16 protein-coding genes, 1 pseudogene and 1 riboswitch are annotated in these 16,215 nt (G+C 71.3%); of the genes and pseudogenes, 7 read left to right on the top strand and 10 right to left on the bottom strand.

The features are described 5' to 3' along the window. Positions 1 to 71 precede the first annotated feature (71 nt). The 4 genes from MXD59_RS25180 to amaB form a co-directional block, all read right to left on the bottom strand. Positions 72 to 209: a hypothetical protein gene (locus MXD59_RS25180; protein ID WP_248827060.1), complete on the bottom strand. Its 138-nt coding sequence runs from the start codon at positions 207 to 209 to the stop codon at positions 72 to 74. A 35-nt stretch (positions 210 to 244) separates the two neighbouring features. Beyond that, the gene (locus MXD59_RS27140; RefSeq protein WP_248827061.1) at positions 245 to 1,495 is read right to left on the bottom strand and encodes a cytochrome P450; all 1,251 of its coding nucleotides are present in this window, start codon (positions 1,493 to 1,495) and stop codon (positions 245 to 247) included. Further along, entirely contained in the window at positions 1,428 to 2,660 is a 1,233-nt protein-coding gene (locus MXD59_RS25190; RefSeq protein WP_283097480.1) for a type III polyketide synthase, read from the bottom strand. Before MXD59_RS25190 ends, MXD59_RS27140 begins: the two co-directional genes overlap by 68 nt. A 209-nt stretch (positions 2,661 to 2,869) precedes the next feature. Beyond that, on the bottom strand, positions 2,870 to 4,423 hold the full coding sequence (gene amaB / locus MXD59_RS25195) for an L-piperidine-6-carboxylate dehydrogenase (protein ID WP_248827062.1): 1,554 nt from the start codon (positions 4,421 to 4,423) through the stop codon (positions 2,870 to 2,872). 367 nt (positions 4,424 to 4,790) lie between these two features. On the opposite strand from amaB, the gene MXD59_RS25200 reads away from it, so the two are divergent. The 6 genes and pseudogenes from MXD59_RS25200 to MXD59_RS25220 all read left to right on the top strand — a co-directional run bounded on the left by MXD59_RS25200 (position 4,791) and on the right by MXD59_RS25220 (position 8,848). Continuing rightward, on the top strand, positions 4,791 to 5,216 hold the full coding sequence (locus MXD59_RS25200; protein ID WP_248827063.1) for a nitroreductase/quinone reductase family protein: 426 nt from the start codon (positions 4,791 to 4,793) through the stop codon (positions 5,214 to 5,216). 100 nt (positions 5,217 to 5,316) lie between these two features. After that, a complete protein-coding gene (locus tag MXD59_RS25205) occupies positions 5,317 to 6,342 on the top strand; it encodes an oxidoreductase (protein ID WP_248811144.1) in 1,026 nt (341 codons plus the stop codon). Between the two features lie 511 nt (positions 6,343 to 6,853). Beyond that, a pseudogene (locus tag MXD59_RS27605) lies at positions 6,854 to 7,156 on the top strand (SDR family oxidoreductase); the annotation flags it as partial. A gap of 49 nt (positions 7,157 to 7,205) precedes the next feature. Next, positions 7,206 to 7,604 carry a hypothetical protein gene (locus tag MXD59_RS25210; RefSeq protein WP_248827064.1) on the top strand — a complete coding sequence of 133 codons (399 nt, stop codon included), beginning with the start codon at positions 7,206 to 7,208 and terminating at the stop codon, positions 7,602 to 7,604. Between the two features lie 49 nt (positions 7,605 to 7,653). Beyond that, positions 7,654 to 8,451 carry an SIP domain-containing protein gene (locus MXD59_RS25215; protein ID WP_248827065.1) on the top strand — a complete coding sequence of 266 codons (798 nt, stop codon included), beginning with the start codon at positions 7,654 to 7,656 and terminating at the stop codon, positions 8,449 to 8,451. Positions 8,452 to 8,575: 124 nt separating this feature from the next. Next, positions 8,576 to 8,848, top strand: coding sequence for a hypothetical protein (locus tag MXD59_RS25220; RefSeq protein WP_248811147.1), 273 nt, complete (start codon positions 8,576 to 8,578; stop codon positions 8,846 to 8,848). Positions 8,849 to 8,861: 13 nt separating this feature from the next. Here the strand turns inward: MXD59_RS25220 and MXD59_RS25225 are convergent, their stop codons facing one another. The 3 genes from MXD59_RS25225 to MXD59_RS25235 all read right to left on the bottom strand — a co-directional run bounded on the left by MXD59_RS25225 (position 8,862) and on the right by MXD59_RS25235 (position 11,836). After that, positions 8,862 to 9,788, bottom strand: coding sequence for a CbtA family protein (locus tag MXD59_RS25225; protein ID WP_248827066.1), 927 nt, complete (start codon positions 9,786 to 9,788; stop codon positions 8,862 to 8,864). Between the two features lie 17 nt (positions 9,789 to 9,805). Next, complete coding sequence (locus tag MXD59_RS25230; RefSeq protein ID WP_248811149.1) at positions 9,806 to 10,018, bottom strand: CbtB domain-containing protein; 213 nt, start codon at positions 10,016 to 10,018, stop codon at positions 9,806 to 9,808. 54 nt (positions 10,019 to 10,072) lie between these two features. Further along, positions 10,073 to 10,154: riboswitch (cobalamin riboswitch) on the bottom strand. A 188-nt stretch (positions 10,155 to 10,342) separates the two neighbouring features. Then, on the bottom strand, positions 10,343 to 11,836 hold the full coding sequence (locus MXD59_RS25235; RefSeq protein ID WP_248827067.1) for an FAD-dependent oxidoreductase: 1,494 nt from the start codon (positions 11,834 to 11,836) through the stop codon (positions 10,343 to 10,345). Positions 11,837 to 12,049: 213 nt separating this feature from the next. On the opposite strand from MXD59_RS25235, the gene MXD59_RS25240 reads away from it, so the two are divergent. Further along, complete coding sequence (locus MXD59_RS25240; RefSeq protein WP_248811151.1) at positions 12,050 to 13,009, top strand: Lrp/AsnC family transcriptional regulator; 960 nt, start codon at positions 12,050 to 12,052, stop codon at positions 13,007 to 13,009. Positions 13,010 to 13,057: 48 nt separating this feature from the next. Here the strand turns inward: MXD59_RS25240 and MXD59_RS25245 are convergent, their stop codons facing one another. From MXD59_RS25245 to MXD59_RS25255, 3 genes are all read right to left on the bottom strand, one after another. Beyond that, positions 13,058 to 13,684 (bottom strand): MOSC domain-containing protein, encoded by a 627-nt coding sequence (locus MXD59_RS25245; protein WP_248827068.1) that lies wholly within the window; start codon positions 13,682 to 13,684, stop codon positions 13,058 to 13,060. 94 nt (positions 13,685 to 13,778) lie between these two features. Then, positions 13,779 to 15,476, bottom strand: coding sequence for a serine/threonine-protein kinase (locus MXD59_RS25250; protein WP_248827069.1), 1,698 nt, complete (start codon positions 15,474 to 15,476; stop codon positions 13,779 to 13,781). A gap of 122 nt (positions 15,477 to 15,598) precedes the next feature. After that, positions 15,599 to 16,021: a hypothetical protein gene (locus MXD59_RS25255; protein WP_248827070.1), complete on the bottom strand. Its 423-nt coding sequence runs from the start codon at positions 16,019 to 16,021 to the stop codon at positions 15,599 to 15,601. Between the last annotated feature and the right edge of the window lie 194 nt (positions 16,022 to 16,215).

Raw genomic sequence — 16,215 nt, forward strand, 5'->3', positions numbered from 1 at the left:
TCGCGCCGCGAAACGGGAACCCGCCAGAAGCTCACGCCCACAGCGGCGTAGCAGGCTGGAATCTCCACCCTTCAGGGTGGAGAGGATGTCAACGTGAAGCCCTCGATGGAGTTCGACGCGGCGACGGCGTCGGCGGTCAGGAACTTCCGGAGCCCCACGGTCCATGTCGCCGGCGCGGCCTGGATCTGATGGCGCAGCGTCTCACGCATGCCATCGATCTCGTGGCCTGCGGTTGATGAGGGTGTCACCAGGTGATGGGGAGGCGTTCGGGGTAGCGCCAGATGGAGCCGGTGTGCCAGGGGATCTCGTCCGCGGGGACGGCCAGGCGCAGCGTGGGGAAGCGGGCCAGCAGGGTGGCGAAGGCCAGGCGCAGGACGGCGCGGGCCAGGTTCGCGCCGAGGCAGTAGTGGATGCCGTGGCCGAAGGCGAAGTGGGTGGTGGGCGGGCGGTCGAGATCGAGGTCGCCCGGGTGGTCGAACACCGCGGGGTCGCGGTTGGCGGCCAGGTAGGAGACGTGCACGGCCTCACCGGCGCGGATCGTCACGCCACCGAGGTCCACGTCGGTGCGGGCGATCCGGGCGATGCCGACCCCCTGGCGGAACGGGATGTGGCGCAGGATCTCCTCGAGGGCCTGGTCGAGCAGTTCGGGGTGGGCGCGGACCCGGGCGAGCTCGGCGGGGTGGGTGAGCAGGGTGTAGAGGATGTTGCTGAGCTGGTAGGTGCTGGTGTCGTGGCCGTTCACGGTGAGCACGAGGGCCATCACGCCAAGCTCGGTGTCGTCGAGGGAGTCCGTGCCGTTCGCGCCGTTCGCGCCGTTCGCGCCCTCGTGGGCGGTGGCGAGGGTGCTGATCAGGTCGTCGCCGGGGTGGCGGCGGCGCTGGATGGCGAGCTCGCGGAAGTGGGTGCGCAGGGACGCCTTGGCCGCGCGGCTGGCCTCGGCGCCGACGCTGGTGGACATGAGGTCGAGGACCCAGCGGCGGATCTGTGGCCGGTCGTGCGGGGAGATCGCCATCAGCTCGCAGATCGTGTCCAGGGGCAGCCGGGCGGCGAACCGCCGGGTGAACTCCGCCGGGGGGCCGGCGGCGGCGAGCTCGTCGAGCAGACCGTCCACGATGGTCTGGATGCGGGGGGTCAGCCGGGCGATCTGCTCGGGCGCGAGGGCCTGGGCGGCCAGACGGCGTAGTCGGGTGAGGTCGGGTGGGTCCATCAGGTTGATCGCGTCGGGCTGGGCGATCGGTTCGGGGGTCATCCGCGGCAGGTCCCGACCGACGGTGGCGGCCCGGCTGAACCGCGGGTCGCTGACCACCCGGCGCACATCGTCGTACCGCGTCACCAGCCACGCCCAGTCCGTACCGTGCGCCATCGTGATCCGGGTGATCGGCCGCTCGTCGCGCAGTCGTTCCAGCAGCGGGTCGGGTTCGAGCGCGTCACCGTGGTCGAACGGGCAGTGCACCACGTCGGCCGGTGCCGGATCGGTCCGCGAGGTGACGGACACCGTCGTGGCGGACGGGGGGCCGGCCGGCGCTGTGGGGTTCGGCTTCACACGGGTTCTGGCGGGCATGCGCGCGTCCTTCCTCGGAACGGTCGTCCAGGGGGCGGTCGGGGCAGCTGGTCCAGGTACCGATACAGGTCTCGGCCGTGATACCCGGGCCGAAGCCGGCGATCATGCCGCGGGCGCCGGGGTCGAGCGCGTCGTCGTCGAACATCCGGCGCAGCGCGTCGAGGACGACGGCGCTTGCGATGTTGCCGTAGTCGGTGAGGGTCGCCCGGCTGTGCCGGAACGCGGAGGCCTCGACGTCCAGGATGGCGCCCAGATCGTCGAGGATGCGCGGGCCGCCGGCGTGGATGATGTAGAAGTCGAGGTCACCGGCCTCCCAGCCGTGACTGCGGGCCAGGGTGTGCAGCGCCGGGGCGAGCATTGCCATGGTGGTCGGGACCCGCCGGTCGAGCTGGAAGTGGAAGCCCGTCGATCGCACCGCGTAGGAGATCCAGTCCTCGGTGTCCGGCACCAGGTACGAGCCGTTGCGTTCCAGTTCGACGCCCCGCAGCCCCGGCTCGCCCCCGCCGCGCACCACCGCGGCGGCCACCGCATCGCCGAACAGGCCGTTGGCCAGCAGGTTGCCGACCTCGACATCGTCCGGCTGGTAGCACAGCGAGCAGAACTCGCAGGCGACGATCAGCACGTTCGCGTCCGGGTAGGCGAGGCAGAAGTCGGCCGCCCGGTTGATCGCGGCCCCGCCGGCGGCACAGCCCAGCTGCGCGATCGGGATCTGCCGGGTGTCGGACCGGAACCCCAGATTGTTGATCATCCAGGCGGTCATCGACGGCATCAGGAACCCGGTGCAGGAGACGAAGATGATCGCGTCGATGTCGGTGGCGCCGACCGCGGCGGAGCGCAGCGCGCCCTGTATCACCGGTGGCACGCGGCGCCGTGCCTCGCGCGCATAGAGGTTGTTGCGGGCCTCGAGGCCCGGATGGGTCAGCGTCCGCGCGATCGGCTGAACGAGATGGCGTTCCCGCACCCCCGTATGCGCGATCAGCTGTAACGCCAGGTCGAGCCGGGGATGGTCGGCGTGCAGCCGGCGGGCCAGGTCCAGGGTCTGCGCCATGGTGATCACATGCTCGGGCACCGCGACGGACGGGCGGCAGAGAATCGGCATCAGGGCGCCTTTCTGGCAGCTGCGTCAACCCGGCACGTTCACCGCGCTCCCCGCGTCCGTGCCCCGAGCCGGATACCTACCCCTGCGTCACTGCACGTACTCGCATCATCGCTTCATGTATCGAATGGCCTGCGGTCGGATCCCCGTGACGCACGAAGGCCGGACCGTCCCCTGTCGATCTTCATGGGTGCGGATCCGGTGGTGCGGGGTCAGGCGAAGTCGATGTGCTGGGCGAGGGGGAGGGCACCCGAGTAGTTGATGGTGTTCGTGGCGCGGCGCATGTAGGCGCGCCAGGCGTCCGAGCCCGCCTCACGGCCGCCACCGGTGGCCTTCTCGCCGCCGAACGCGCCGCCGATCTCCGCGCCGGACGTGCCGATGTTGACGTTCACGAGGCCGCAGTCCGATCCGTCCGCGGCCAGGAAACGTTCGGCCTCGCGCTGGTCGGTGGTGAAGATCGACGAGGACAGACCCTGCGGGACGTCGTTGTGCAGCGCGATCGCCTCGTCCAGGGTGCGGTAGGTCAACAGGTAGAGGATGGGGGCGAAGGTCTCGGCGCGCACGATCGCGGTCTGCGCCGGCATGCGCACCAGAACCGGCTCCACATAGAACGCGGACGTGCCGGTGGGGCGCCGGTCGCCGCCGGTGAGGATCGTGCCGCCGTCCGCGACGGCCTGCCGCAGGGCCCGGGCCATGCTCTGGTGGGCCTGGCCGTCGATCAGTGGGCCGACGAGTGTGCTCTCGGTGAACGGGTCGCCGATCGGCAGCCGGGCGTACGCGGCGCGCAGGCGGGCGGCGACCTCGTCCGCGATCGACTCGTGGACGATCAGTCGGCGCAGTGTGGTGCACCGCTGACCGGCGGTGCCCACGGCGGCGAAGACGACGGCGCGGGTCGTGAGATCGAGATCCGCGGACGGCGTGACCACGGCCGCGTTGTTCCCGCCGAGTTCGAGGATGACCCGACCGAACCGGGCGGCGACCCGGGGGGCGATCCGCTCACCCATGGCCTGCGAGCCGGTGGCGCTCACCAGCGGCACCCGCGGACTGTCGACGAGCACCGCCGCGTCCGCCGCGCTGGCGATGACCAGGACGTTCAGGTTGGCCGGCGCACCGACGTCGGCCGCCGCCCGGTCGAACAGAGCCGTGCACGCGGTGGCGGTGAGCACGGCGCGCGGTGACGGCTTCCACACCATCGTGTTCCCGCAGACGGTCGCCAGCGCCACGTTCCACGACCACACCGCCGCCGGAAAGTTGAACGCCGAGATCACGCCGACCACGCCGAGCGGGTGCCAGGTCTCCATCAGTCGGTGGCCCGGCCGCTCCGAGGGCATGGTGCGCCCGGTGAGCTGACGGGACAGCCCGACCGCCAGATCGCAGATGTCGATCATCTCCTGGACCTCGCCGAGTGCCTCGGAACGAATCTTGCCGACCTCGATGCCGATCAGATCGGCCAGATCGGCGCGGTGTCGACCCACCAGTTCGCCGAACCGCTTCACCAGCGCACCCCGGGCGGGCGCCGGCACCATCCGCCAGCGTCCGAACGCCTCGTGTGCCGCGTCGATCGCCGCGGCCACGTCGCGGGTGTCCGCGGCCGGGATGTCGAACAGATCCGCCCCGGTGATCGGCGTCCGGACGGTGATCGTGTCGCCGGTGTCGCCGGTGTGCCCTGCCGTGGTGACGCCGCAGCGGCGCAGGGCGGCCAGGGCGCGTTCCCGCAGCTCGTCGGTGCCCGGCAGCACAAGCGGGTCGACGACGACCGTGCTCATGGGCAGCGTCCCTTCGCGGCGGCGGCCGGGCTCGGAGTCACGGGCGCGGGACAGCGCCCGCAGCTGCGGGGCGGCCCGCGCACCACCCCGATCCTCGCCCGCGGACCTCGGTCCGGCATCCTGGCCGGCGGTTCGGCCCCTTCGTCCGATGGACCCCTCCGGCGGATCCGACCGGCAGGGCCGGCCCGGCGGTTTCACCCGTCATACCGGTCCGACCCGTCCGTCCGACGGGTATGACCAGCAGGTTCGACCGAGGGACGGGGGCCCGCGTTCGGGGGACAGAAACGAGACAATCCGTACCCGGGCCGAGCGCCGGACGACAGGATCGGTTGAATATCCCGGTGGACGCGGGCAGGAGGTTCTAGGGATGGCGAGTGACCAGAAGTTCAGGCTGCTCAACCGTGCGCATGGTGTGCTCGTCCGGTTGACCGGGGGGCGCCTGGGCTGGCGGGCCGCCGGCATGCCGGTTCTTGAGGTGATCACCACCGGTCGGCGTTCCGGGCGTCCGCACGCCCTGCGGCTGACCTCGCCGGTGCGGCAGGGATCCACGATCGTGCTGGTGGCCTCCCGAGGCGGCGAGGACCGGGATCCCGACTGGTTCCTCAACATGTGCGCGCATCCGCAGGTCCAGGTGCGGGCCAGGGGCGAACAGTGGCGGTCGATGCTGGCGCGTCCGGCCACCCCGCAGGAACGCGGGCAGCTGTGGCCGCTGGTCGTCAGGAACCGCTGGTACCGCGGTTACGAGGCGAAGACCGAGCGTGTCATCCCGCTCGTCCTGCTGGAGCCGGTCTGAGCTGAGCACGGCAGCCGGGCAGCATCGGGACGCGGGGGATTCGTCGGGGGACATCGGTCGGGTGAGACCAGTCGGGGGAGAACGGACGGGAGTCGATCGCATGTACCGTCGTGACCGGAAGACGCCTGGCTGGGGTCTCGCCGAGGTGCCGGACCTGCGCGGGCGGCGTGTCGTCGTCACCGGTGCCGACTCCGGGATCGGCTTCCAGATGTCCCGGATACTTGCCGGGCGGGGTGCCACCGTCATCCTGGCCTGCCGGGATCTCCTGCTGGCGCGACAGGCCGCCGACCGCATCCGCGCCGACGTCGCCGCGGCGGGACCACGCCCGGCGGACGTCCGGGTGCAGCACCTGGATCTTGCGTCGCTGGCCTCGGTGCGCGCGGCGGCCGAGCGGATCCGGGTCGAACATCCGGCCCTCGACCTTCTGGTCAACAACGCCGGGGTGATGCGGCCGGTCGAGTCCACCACCGAGGACGGTTTCGACCGGACGCTGGGTGTCAACTACCTCGGGCACTTCGCCCTCACCGGTCTGCTGCTGGACCGCCTGCTTGCCAGCCCGAGCTCACGGGTCGTCGTCCTGAGCAGCCTTGCGCACCACGTCGGGCGGATCGACCCGGTCGGCCTCGCCGCCGGCTCCCCGCCGTTCGGCCCGGCCTCGGTGTCGGCGTCGACGGGGCGCAGGCAGTACCCGGCCTCGAAGCTAGCGATGCTGATGTTCGCCTTCGAACTGCAGCGGCGTCTGGCCGCTGTCGGTGCGCCCACCATCGCGGTGGCCACCCATCCGGGAGTGGCCCGGACCGGGCTGGCGCAGGAACTGCCAGCGGTCATGCGCGCCTTCATGACTGACCAGATGAGCCCGATGATGGGCTGGCTCATCCACAGTGCGCAGGCCGGAGCGCTGGCGCCGATCCGGGCGGCCGTGGACCCGGCCGCGTCCGGCGGCGAGTACTACGGCCCGGACGGCCTGTTCGGCACGACGGGGGCGCCGACGTTCGCCCGGGTGAGTCGGGCCGCCCGTAACCGCGCCGGCCAGCGCCTGTTGTGGGCCGAGTCCGAACGGGTCACCGGCATTCGTTATCTGCTCCGGCCCTCCGCGGTTCCACCTCTCACTGCCAACCTTATATGAGACAGAACACATTGTGGTGGAAGGGTTGAGCCGTTTCGCGGCCAACTGCTGGCTATGCGCATTCGCATCGCAAGGAAGGGTAGTCTCACCTTCCAACCATGCGGTATCGATATGTGTGCGGAATGTATCGGTGTCGGCCCCCTGTTGGTCCGCCGTCGGCGCGGTGTCGGCGTGCTGTGTCTGGCGGGCGGGGTCGGGCGGCAGCTCGAGCCGCCGATCTTCTCGCTCGCGTGGTCCAGGTGGGGTGAAGGGGTTGCCAGCCGCCTTGCGCACTACTAAGGTAAACTTCACCTAAGTAGTGAGGGGCTCAGGTGGGAATCAGGTCGGCCGCAGGTGCATGTTCCGACCGCATCCCGCCACGTTCAGCGCCCTGATCGAGGAGCCGATCCTGTGCAGCTGGAGGAATCTTGTCGAGCGGGCATCGGTGCGTCCCGGGAATGACGCCGGTGTGGCGGCGAGCTCGGGAGACGAGTCGTGAAGGTGGTGCGGTTCGCCGGGTGGCTGCAGTGCCGTGATCCGCGCTCGCGGCCGGGGTGCAGGGTGGTCGTCTTTCCGCACGCCGGGGGGAGGGCGAACGCGTACAACGCGTTCGCACAGGGATTTCCGGACGATCACGAGGTCTGGATCGTTCGGTATCCCGGGCGGCTACCCGCTGTCGAAACGGGTGGCCGAGAAACTGGCCGCCCAGGCGGTGGAGCGTGGGCTGCCGGTCGCCGTCTACCGGCCGGGTCGGGTCGGCGGGGACAGCCGCACCGGCGTCGGCACGACCGACGACGTGCCGTGGAGCTACGTCCAGGCGGTCGTCCGGACAGGCGTGGTACCCGACGACGCATCGCCGCGGCCTCGACCGGGGCCTCATCCCTGTGGACTACGTTGCCGCCGCCCTGGTCGAACCTGCCCTCACCCAGCCGGCCACCGGCACCGTCCACCACCTGACGAACCCGCGCCCGACCCCGCTCGGGAACCTGCTCGACCGGTTGGTCGCGCTTGGCCACCCGTCCACCGTCGTGTCCGAACAGGCCTGGGGCGAGGCGCTGCGGGTGGCCGCGGCCACCGCCGAGAGCCCCACGATCGCCACCGTGCGGGCGTTGGAGGCCGCGGGTCCGCGGGGCGACGAGGCGTCCGGCCGATACCGCTTCGACGACCGCAACACCCGCACTGCGCTGGACCGGTCCGGGCTGCGCTGTCCGAGTGTCGACGACACCGTCGTCGACCGCTACCCGACAGCGGCCATGGACTCGGGCTTCCTGCCCGACCCCTGACGGCGCACCCCCCGACGACTACCGACCCGACGACCCCGACTGGAGAACCATGCCGTCCATCCCCGCCCCGATCGCGGACTTCACCGAGCGGAAGTTCGGCATCGCGGGCACGATCAGAACGATCACCCGGCTCTCACCCGGCCTGCTCCGGCTACAGGTGACCTGCCCGCAGCCGAAACGCAAGCCGTGGCAGCCGGGACACGAGATCGAGCTCCGGGTCGGCGAGCGCGCGTTCCGTCACTACAGCGTCATGGACTACAGTCCCGCCGGTGCCACTGATGCTGATGGTGGTGCTGGCGGCGGCGTGATGACCGTCCTCGTCCATCTGCATGGCACTGCTCCCGGCACCACGTGGCTGCTCGGGCGGGCCGCCGGGGACGAGGTCGCTGTGCTCGGCCCCGGGCACGCCCTCGACCGGGGGCCGGGCGAGCGGCGGCTGCTGCTGGGTGACACCTGCACGATCGGCACCTTCGCGGCGATGCTGGCCGCGGACGGCGTCGGGCCGGGCGGCGACAATGGTGCGCCGGCCACCACCACCACCGCGGTCGCCGGGGGTGTCCGTTACCTCGGGGCGGTGGAGGTGGCCGAGGCGGACGCGGCGGCGGCGGCCGAGCTGCTGCCCGGGATCGACGTGGTCGTCGAACAGGCGGCGCCGGGGGAGGCCCTGGCCGGCTGGGTGGGCAATGCGGCGGCCGAGGCGGGCGGTGACCTCGCCGACCGCGCCCATCTGATCGGCCATGCCGGCACCATCCAGTCCCTGCGTACGATGCTGCGCGCCACCACGACACTGGACCGCCGCGCCATCGTCACCAAGCCGTACTGGGCCACCGGCAAGGTCGGCCTGTGAGCCCCCGGCGGGGACGGGAGCCCCGGCCGAAGCCGTCCGCGGCGTTCCGGGAGCTGTCGGCGCCGGTGCGCGGTGCCCTGCGGGTGGCGGCGCTGCTGCGGGCACGGCGTCCCTGGCCTGGCAGGTGCCGCTGGCCGCCGGCTACCTGCTCGCCGAGGAGGCACTCGACCCGGACAGCGCGGCACCCGAGCGCGGCACCCTGTGGACGATCACCCTCGTGGCGGTCGTCGGAGCGCTCGTGCACTTCGCCCTGGCCTCGGCGGCGGTCGCGATCTGTCACCGCGCGTACACCCGGCGGTGGTGGTCGTTGCACAGCGGTTCCCGGCGCAGTCGCAACGACCACGCCGAGAACCGTCCTACCGCATGCGGGTGGAACCTGACCTGCTGTGGAACCTGACCTGCTGTGGAACCTAGCCTGCGGCGGACGGTGCTGCGGTGGACGACGGGGCCCCGGCCGAGGCGCGGTCGGTGGCAGCCGCCCCGGTGGTGGCACGCGGGGTGCGCACCCGGGCGGGCTCGCCGGCGAGGCGTTCGGCGAGTGCACCGAAGCCGAAGCCGATCGTCAGCCACAGAAGCAGCTGGCTGATCACCGAGTAGAACCGGAACCGGAACAGCAGGTCGGCGTCGAAACCGGGATACACGATCGCACCCCTGGCATCGCGCAGCGGTTGCGGTGTCTCCGTGGCGAGGGTGCCGTACTCGGCCTTGTTCGACGCGAGATGCCCCAGCGGTGGCAGCAGTCCCATCGCCACGCCGACGAGCACGAAGAACACGACCGCGCCAAGCAGGCTCGCGTTCCAGGTGCCGACCCGTCCGGCCAGCCACCGCCCGGCGATGACGGCCAGCACCAGCGAGACCACCGACACCGCGACCATGGTCACGTACAGGATGCTGCGGTCGCCGATCGTCTCCTCGTGGCCGACGGCCGGCGGGTTCGCCGGGTACTTGGCGAACGGCACCAGGTACAGGCTCACGAAGCCCGCCCCGGCGAGCAGCCCCGCCAGCACCCGCGGCCGAACGCCCGGGTAGCGCCGCGAGACCAGCAGATAGGCGACGACGAACAGCCCGCCCATCGCGAGCCCGAACGCGGCCATGCCCACCCCGATGCCGATGTTGCTCTGCACCGAGCGGCTGAAGACCTCGGCCTCCTCATGCCCGCCGCCCGCGTGCCCGAGCCCGGCGGCGTGGCTGAGTGCCTCCTGGGCGGCGTCCCGGCCGCCCTCGTAGTCGATCGCGTCCTGGATGAAAGGCTCGGCGAAGATGCGGGCGAACACGAACGCCAGCAGCCCGCCGACCAGCCCCACACCCAGGCCGCGGTAGATGTAGCGAAGTTCCATCGCGGCAGCCCTCCCGCTCAGTGGCAGGGGAAGCCGATGAAGTGGCGCGCGTCGTGCACGAACTCGTGGATGTGGGTGTCCGACCCGAACAGCGAGGTCGCGCCCTGGTCGACGCCGATGAAGTACAGCAGCGCCAGCGACAGCAGCGCGGTGAGCCCCAGCGCCACCCGGCGGGCGGTCAGCGGGAGTGTGACGGAATGCTGCCGTGGTTCGGCGACAGGCGTGGTCATGAAGGATCCTCCTGGGGGATCGTGCGTCCCGGATGTTCGGACTCACCTGCGCTTGGGTCTGGCTTGCGACCCCTCCGCGGACGTGCGGACAGGCCGGTCACAGTGGCGCGACCGCGCCGGATTTCCACCGGCTTCCTCACACAGGCGATCGAAGTATGTGGTTAGCCCAGATCATTGTCAATGCAGCCAGTGGATACGGACTGTTTACGCCCTTTTGGTCCGTACCGCCGTCGCTCGTTCGTTCCGCCGCGGGGTCGCGGGACCGCGGCCGCGCGGCACACCCTGTGGGGCAGGCCGCGGCCGTGGTCGCGAGCCGGGTGCGGCTCAGGCCACCGACTCGACGTAACCGTCGGGCCGGACGACCAGGCCGGGTAGACCGTCGACCCACACGGTCACCGGCTCGACCGCGTCGGCTGAGCCCGCCTGCGCCGACAGCGCGTCCAGGGCGGCGGGGGGTGCGAACGTCCCCACCAGGGGATGGCTGCCGGGTGCGGCGGTGATCCTCGTCGACAGGCCGGCGACCATGGACGCGAGATGGAGTTTGGCGTCGGGAAGCTCGATCAGCTCGGCGACGATCTCCCGCAGGGCGCTGCTGTGCGCGTCGGTGCGCAGCAGCGCGCTCTGGGCAAGGGTGTTGCGCAGGACCAGCTGGGCCGCCGCCTGCCGTTCCCGTTCGTAGTCGGCCAGCAGCTGATCGCCAGGCAGCCACCCGTCAGGCGCCACCTGGCCGGATTCTCCCTGGTCAAAGGTCTGCTGCCCGGACGTCGGGCGGTGGGATCCCGCTTGGTGGGACGCCGTCTGCTCGGCACCGGTGGCGATGCGGGCGAGTCGCCAGCCGAGGCTGGCGGCATCCTGCAGCCCGAGGTTGAGGCCCTGGCCGCCCATCGGGGAGTGCAGGTGGGCCGCATCGCCAGCGAGCAGGAGCCGGCCGCGGCGGTACTGGCGCGCGACCCGGGCATGATCGGTGACGCGCACAGCACCCCGGAACGCGGTCACCGTGACGTCGGTGCCACTGATCCGGCGCAGCGCGGCCACGAACTCCTCGCGGCTCACCGGCCCGCGCGCGTCCAGTGTGGGCCCGTCGAACTCGACCAGGACGATGTCGCCGGGCGGGGGGTTCACGAACATCAGCCCCCCGGGCGTCCGGTGCACACCAGGGGGCACCGCGCCGGTTGGTTCCAACGACACGTCGGCGATGAGCACGACCATCGCCGGCGCCGTGCTGTCGAAGGAGAACTTCCGGCGCACGACGCCATGCCCGCCGTCGCACCCGACCACCCAACGTGCCTGATGCTCGGTGCCGTCGGTGAGCTCGAGCGAGACGTGGTTTCCCCGGTCGGTGACGCCGACGACCTCGCTGTCGTGGTGCAGCCGGGCGCCCCGTTCGCGTGCCCGCTGCGCGAGGACCTCGACGAGCCGGTCCTGCCACACCGCGAGCTGGTGCGGGACGGTGGACAGCTCGCCGTCCCGGTCAACCAGCGCCAGCATGGCGAAATGGCCCTTGAACCGGCTTGTGCCCCAGCTGTCGACGAGCTCGGCGAGATCGGCGGGAGCCGCGCTGCCTGGCGATCCGACGAAGCCCGCGATTCCAGCCCCGCCCGTGGCCGCCGCCTGGGCCCGCACCGGGTCGAGCAGCCCCCGCATCCGCAGCAGCTGCAGCGTGCGGGCCTGCAGACCACGGTCGCCCCCGTCCGGGGCCGCCGACGCGCCGGCCTGCCGGCGCTCGAACACGGCCACTGACACGTCGGCGCGCCGCAGCTCCGCGGCCAGGAACATGCCGACCGGGCCACCGCCCACCACCGCAACATCCCACCTCATGCGCTTCCCTCTTCCTCGTCCAGGTCCCGGGGCAGATGCGGCTGCGCGCACCATGTGCCGGTCCGTCGTCCGTCGTCCGTCGTCCGTTTCCGGCCCCGGATCCGCGCGCGGCCCGGACCGGTTCGGGCGGTGGGGTAAGCGTGTTTGAATGATCGGAAACGCGGAACGAGCCGGCGGCAAAACCGACGTGTTCGGCCAGGAACAGGGGTGCGGGTGACGGATTCGCTCACCGTGGACGAGCTGGACCGTCAGCTCCTCCAGGCGCTGCAGATCGACGGACGGGCCCCGTTCAGCGCCATAGCGGAGGTGACCGGGGTGTCCGCGCACACCGTCGCCCGCCGGTACCACCGGATGCGTGCCTCCGCCGGTCTGCGGGTGGTGGGCCGCGGCGCAGCCACCCGATCACGTTGGATGCTGCGGATCCGGTGCGCGCCCGACGCGGCGGGGACGGTCGCCGCCGGCATCGCCCGACGCGCGGACACCTCCTTCGTCGCCCTGACTTCGGGAACCTCCGAGCTGCTCCTCGTCCTCGATGCCGTGGACGAGGAGAGTGCGGCAGTGCTGCTGGACCGGCTGGCGCGCACCCCGACGATCGTCTCCGTCACGGCCCAGCAGCTGCTGCGTACCGTCCATGGCGGCCCGGACGGCTGGTTCGCGAAGTGCGGGGCACTGACAACCGAGCAGGTCACCGCCCTGCGGCTGGCGTCATCTGCCAGGACGGTGCCAGCCAGGACGGTGCCAGCGAGGGATGATGTCGACCGCCTCCTGCTGCGGGAACTGGGCCGGGACGGCCGGGCGGGCTATCCCGTCCTCGGCGCATCCGTACAGCTGTCCGAAGCCAGCGTCCGGCGCAGGCTCGCTCGTCTGCAGGCGAGCGGCGCGGTGTACTTTGATCTTCAGTTTGACGCCGGCCGGCTCGGCTACCATATGGTCGCGCTGCTCTGGCTGACCGTTGTCCCGCCCGCGCTGGAGGCGACCGGCGCGGAGCTCGCGCGGCATCCGGAGGTCGCCTTCGTCGCGGCCACCACCGGTGGCGCGAACCTGGTTGCCGCGGTGATCTGCTGTGATGCCGACGCTCTCTACAGCTATCTCACCCGGCGCGTCGCAGCCCTCCACGCGGTCACCCAGGTCGAGACCGCCACCGTGCTACGCCAGATCAAGCAACTCCGGTAGACCGCCCGCAGGCCGCCGGCAGGTCGATCCCGCCAGCTTCGATCGGCGTCAGACCGAGCGTGCCAGGCGCCGGCGGACCTTGCGGCTGATGTCCGTGGCCAGGACGTCGGCGACGTCGCCGAGGTCGGGCAGGAGCTCGGGCTCGGTGGTCAGGGCGCGAAAGACCAGGCCGACGGTGATGTCGTGGTCGGGTCGGTGTATGACGGTGATCGGGTCGCCCGCGGTGATCTCACCCGGCGTCCGCACACGCAGATAGGCGCCCGGGGTGGCGCGCCGGGTGAAGCGGGCGATGAGGTCGGGGACGTCCCAGAAGCCGGCGAACACCCGGCAGGGCACCCGCGGCGCGCAGACCTCGAACACCGCCGACCCGATCGCCCAGAGTTCGCCGATGCGGGCGCCGGTGACATCCAGGTCCACCGTGGTCAGGTTCTCGCCGAAGTTGCCCGGAAGGATCGGCCGGCCCAGCGTCTCGATCCACCAGGCGTAGTCCTCGTGGGCGAAGGCGTAACCGGCCCGGTCGACGCCGCCGTGGAAGCGCCGGTCGCAGATCGTGTCGCCGCCGAGACCTTCGGGTCCAGCCCGCACCGGGCCGCTGACCGGCCGCTTGTCGATACCGCTGCGGCCCATCTTTCCCGTCCACGCCCCGTCACGGACGACGGCCAGATTGACCGTCAACAGACATCCCATGCGGTCAGCCCATCCGTCCAGCACCTGGTGTGGATGCTCGGTTCTCTCCACCCGCCGTGAACGTACCATCGTCCATCCATGCCTACGGGACGCCGTGGCCTGGCTCGGCGGTGAGTTCGTCGGCGGTGGCCCTCGTGTCAGGATGGCTCTCGCCGAGCACCCGGCGGCGGCGGGCCAGGACGTCCGCGAACAGTCGCTGGGCCTGCTCGGCCTCCCCCGCCCGGACGAGTTCGAAGGCCAGCCAGTGCGCGGTGGCCAACGTGTCAGGGTGATCCTCGCCGAGCACCCGACGACGGCGGGCCAGCACATCCGCCAACAGCCGGCGGGCGTCCCCACGTCGGCCCAGCCATCCCATCTGCACCGCGGCACGGTGCGCGCTGGTCAGCGTGTCGATGTGATCCTCGCCGAGCACCCGACGACGGCGGGCTAGGACGTCCTCGAACAGCTGGCAGGCACCCACGCGATCGCCGCCGCGGTCCAGCGCCGTGGCATCACCGTGGAGCCCCGTCAGGACGGTGGCGAGGCTGTCGGCGCTGGTCCGGGTGTCGGCGTGCTGCGCGCCGAGCGCACGCCGGCGGCGGATCAGCACGTCCTCGAACAGGTCCCGCGCCTGCTCGCGCTCTCCCCGCTGGTCCAGGAGTTCGGCGAGCTCGTAGGCGGTGGACAACGCGTCGGGATGGTCCCGGCCGAGGATGCGTTCGCGCTGGGCGAGCAGGTCGTGCTGTGCGCTGAGCGCGTCCCACGTGAAGGTCACCGCCCTCGCGAGCCTCGCGACCACCGAGGAAAGAGCGAGCAGCGATGGGGGAAACGGCGGTGCCGAGGAGGACGCCGGCGATGGCGGCGGGGACGGGGGCGGCGGCGGTTGTGCCCGCCGCGCCTTCACCGTGGCCTCTCGGACGGCGTCGTCGAGGTGCAGCCGCAGGCCGGTGGCGGTGGTCCACCCGGTGCCGTAGACGCTGGTCGCGGCGTCGGCGAGGTCGAGGGCGAACGTGTGGGCGTCGGCCTGGCGGTTGGCCGGGTCCTTCGCCAGCGCGCGCAGGACGACGGCGGCCAGCGGCGCCGGCACCTCCGTCATCGGCGGCGGGAGATCGACCTGCTGCTGGCGGCGCAGCGCGTCGGGCGGCTGGTCCCGGCTGAAGGGCGACCGGCCGCAGAGAAGCCGGTAGAGAACGCCGCCGAGGGCGTAAAGATCGGTCGCCGGGCCGAGGTGATGACCGGCCTCGAACTGCTCGGGTGCCATATAGAGCGGCGTTCCCACGACCTTGCTGACGGTCGCGGCGGTGCCCTCGAGTAGTTTCGCGATGCCGAAGTCGGTGACCTTGGGCATGCCGTCCGCGGTGAACAGAATGTTGTCTCTTTTGATGTCGCGGTGGAGCACCTTGTTCTGGTGGGCGTGAGCCAGAGCGCCGGCCACGGCCAGCCCGACCGCGCACGCCTGCTCGGGGCCGAACCGCGGTCGCCGACGAGTCAGCGTGCCACCGGCGAGCAGTTCCATCACGATGACGCACAGCGTGGTGCCCTCGTCGTCGGTCCTCTGCTCCACGTAGTCGAAGACGCGAACGACATGGGGATGGTCCAGCCCGCGTAGAAGCCGGGCCTCGACGGCAGACTCGACCTGTGTGTTCTCACCGGGGTGGGTCTGCATGACCTTGACCGCGACCGGCGCGGCCATCAGCCGATGCTCGGCGGCCAGCACGACACCGAACGTCCCGGAACCCAGTTGCCTGCCCAGGGTGTAACCGGGAAGAGCCGCCGCGACCCGCTCCCGATCAATGATCATAACCGCACCTGACCAGCATGAGATCCCGCGTGTGCATCGCCCTCATCGCGGTTCAGCCTAGCTGGGTGTGCGGGTTTCCCTAAACACTGGCACGACGACCGGAGACGGCACGGTCGGTTCGCTCACCCGGGTTCACCCTTGGTCAGGGCGACGGCGACCGGATCGGTCAGGGTGGATGCTGGTTTCTCGTCTGGTTGGGCGGTGCCGTTGGAGGTGCGGTAGCCGACGATCACGATTTTTCCGTGCCCATCGGCCTTCGGTGCTGTGCGTACCGACCAGCTGGCGCCACCGTTGACCATCGCGTCGAGGAGGTCGGCGCCGTCGTTCCACAGGGAGATCTTCGAGAGTCCGGTGATGCTTGATGCGGCTGCGGGCTGGGGGGTGTCCGCTGTCGAGGAGGGGGGCTGGGGCTGGTGCCAGGGCGTCACGTCGTGTTCTGCCTGGGTCGCGAATCCGTGCCGGGTGGAGACGAGGAAGGGTGGTGGCGACGCGCCGAGTTTGGCCAGGTCGACGGGCTTGGTGTGGGTGACGAGGCCGGCGAGCACGGTGGCGAACTGCAGGGGGCTTATCCGTAGGCAGCCGGTGCCTTCTTGACAGGAGGGGTCGCTGAGGGTGTGTAGGCCGGATGCTTGGAGGACTGGTGTGGTCAGGCCCTCGTCGTTTAGCCTCGATCTTTCGCCTGCTGGGCGTGTGAGGTCCCGTGAGGACCGCCCGCTGTTTTCGATGTTGAGTTTTGCTG

Source organism: Frankia umida, from assembly GCF_023242945.1.
Classification (GTDB): Bacteria; Actinomycetota; Actinomycetes; order Frankiales; family Frankiaceae; genus Frankia; species Frankia umida.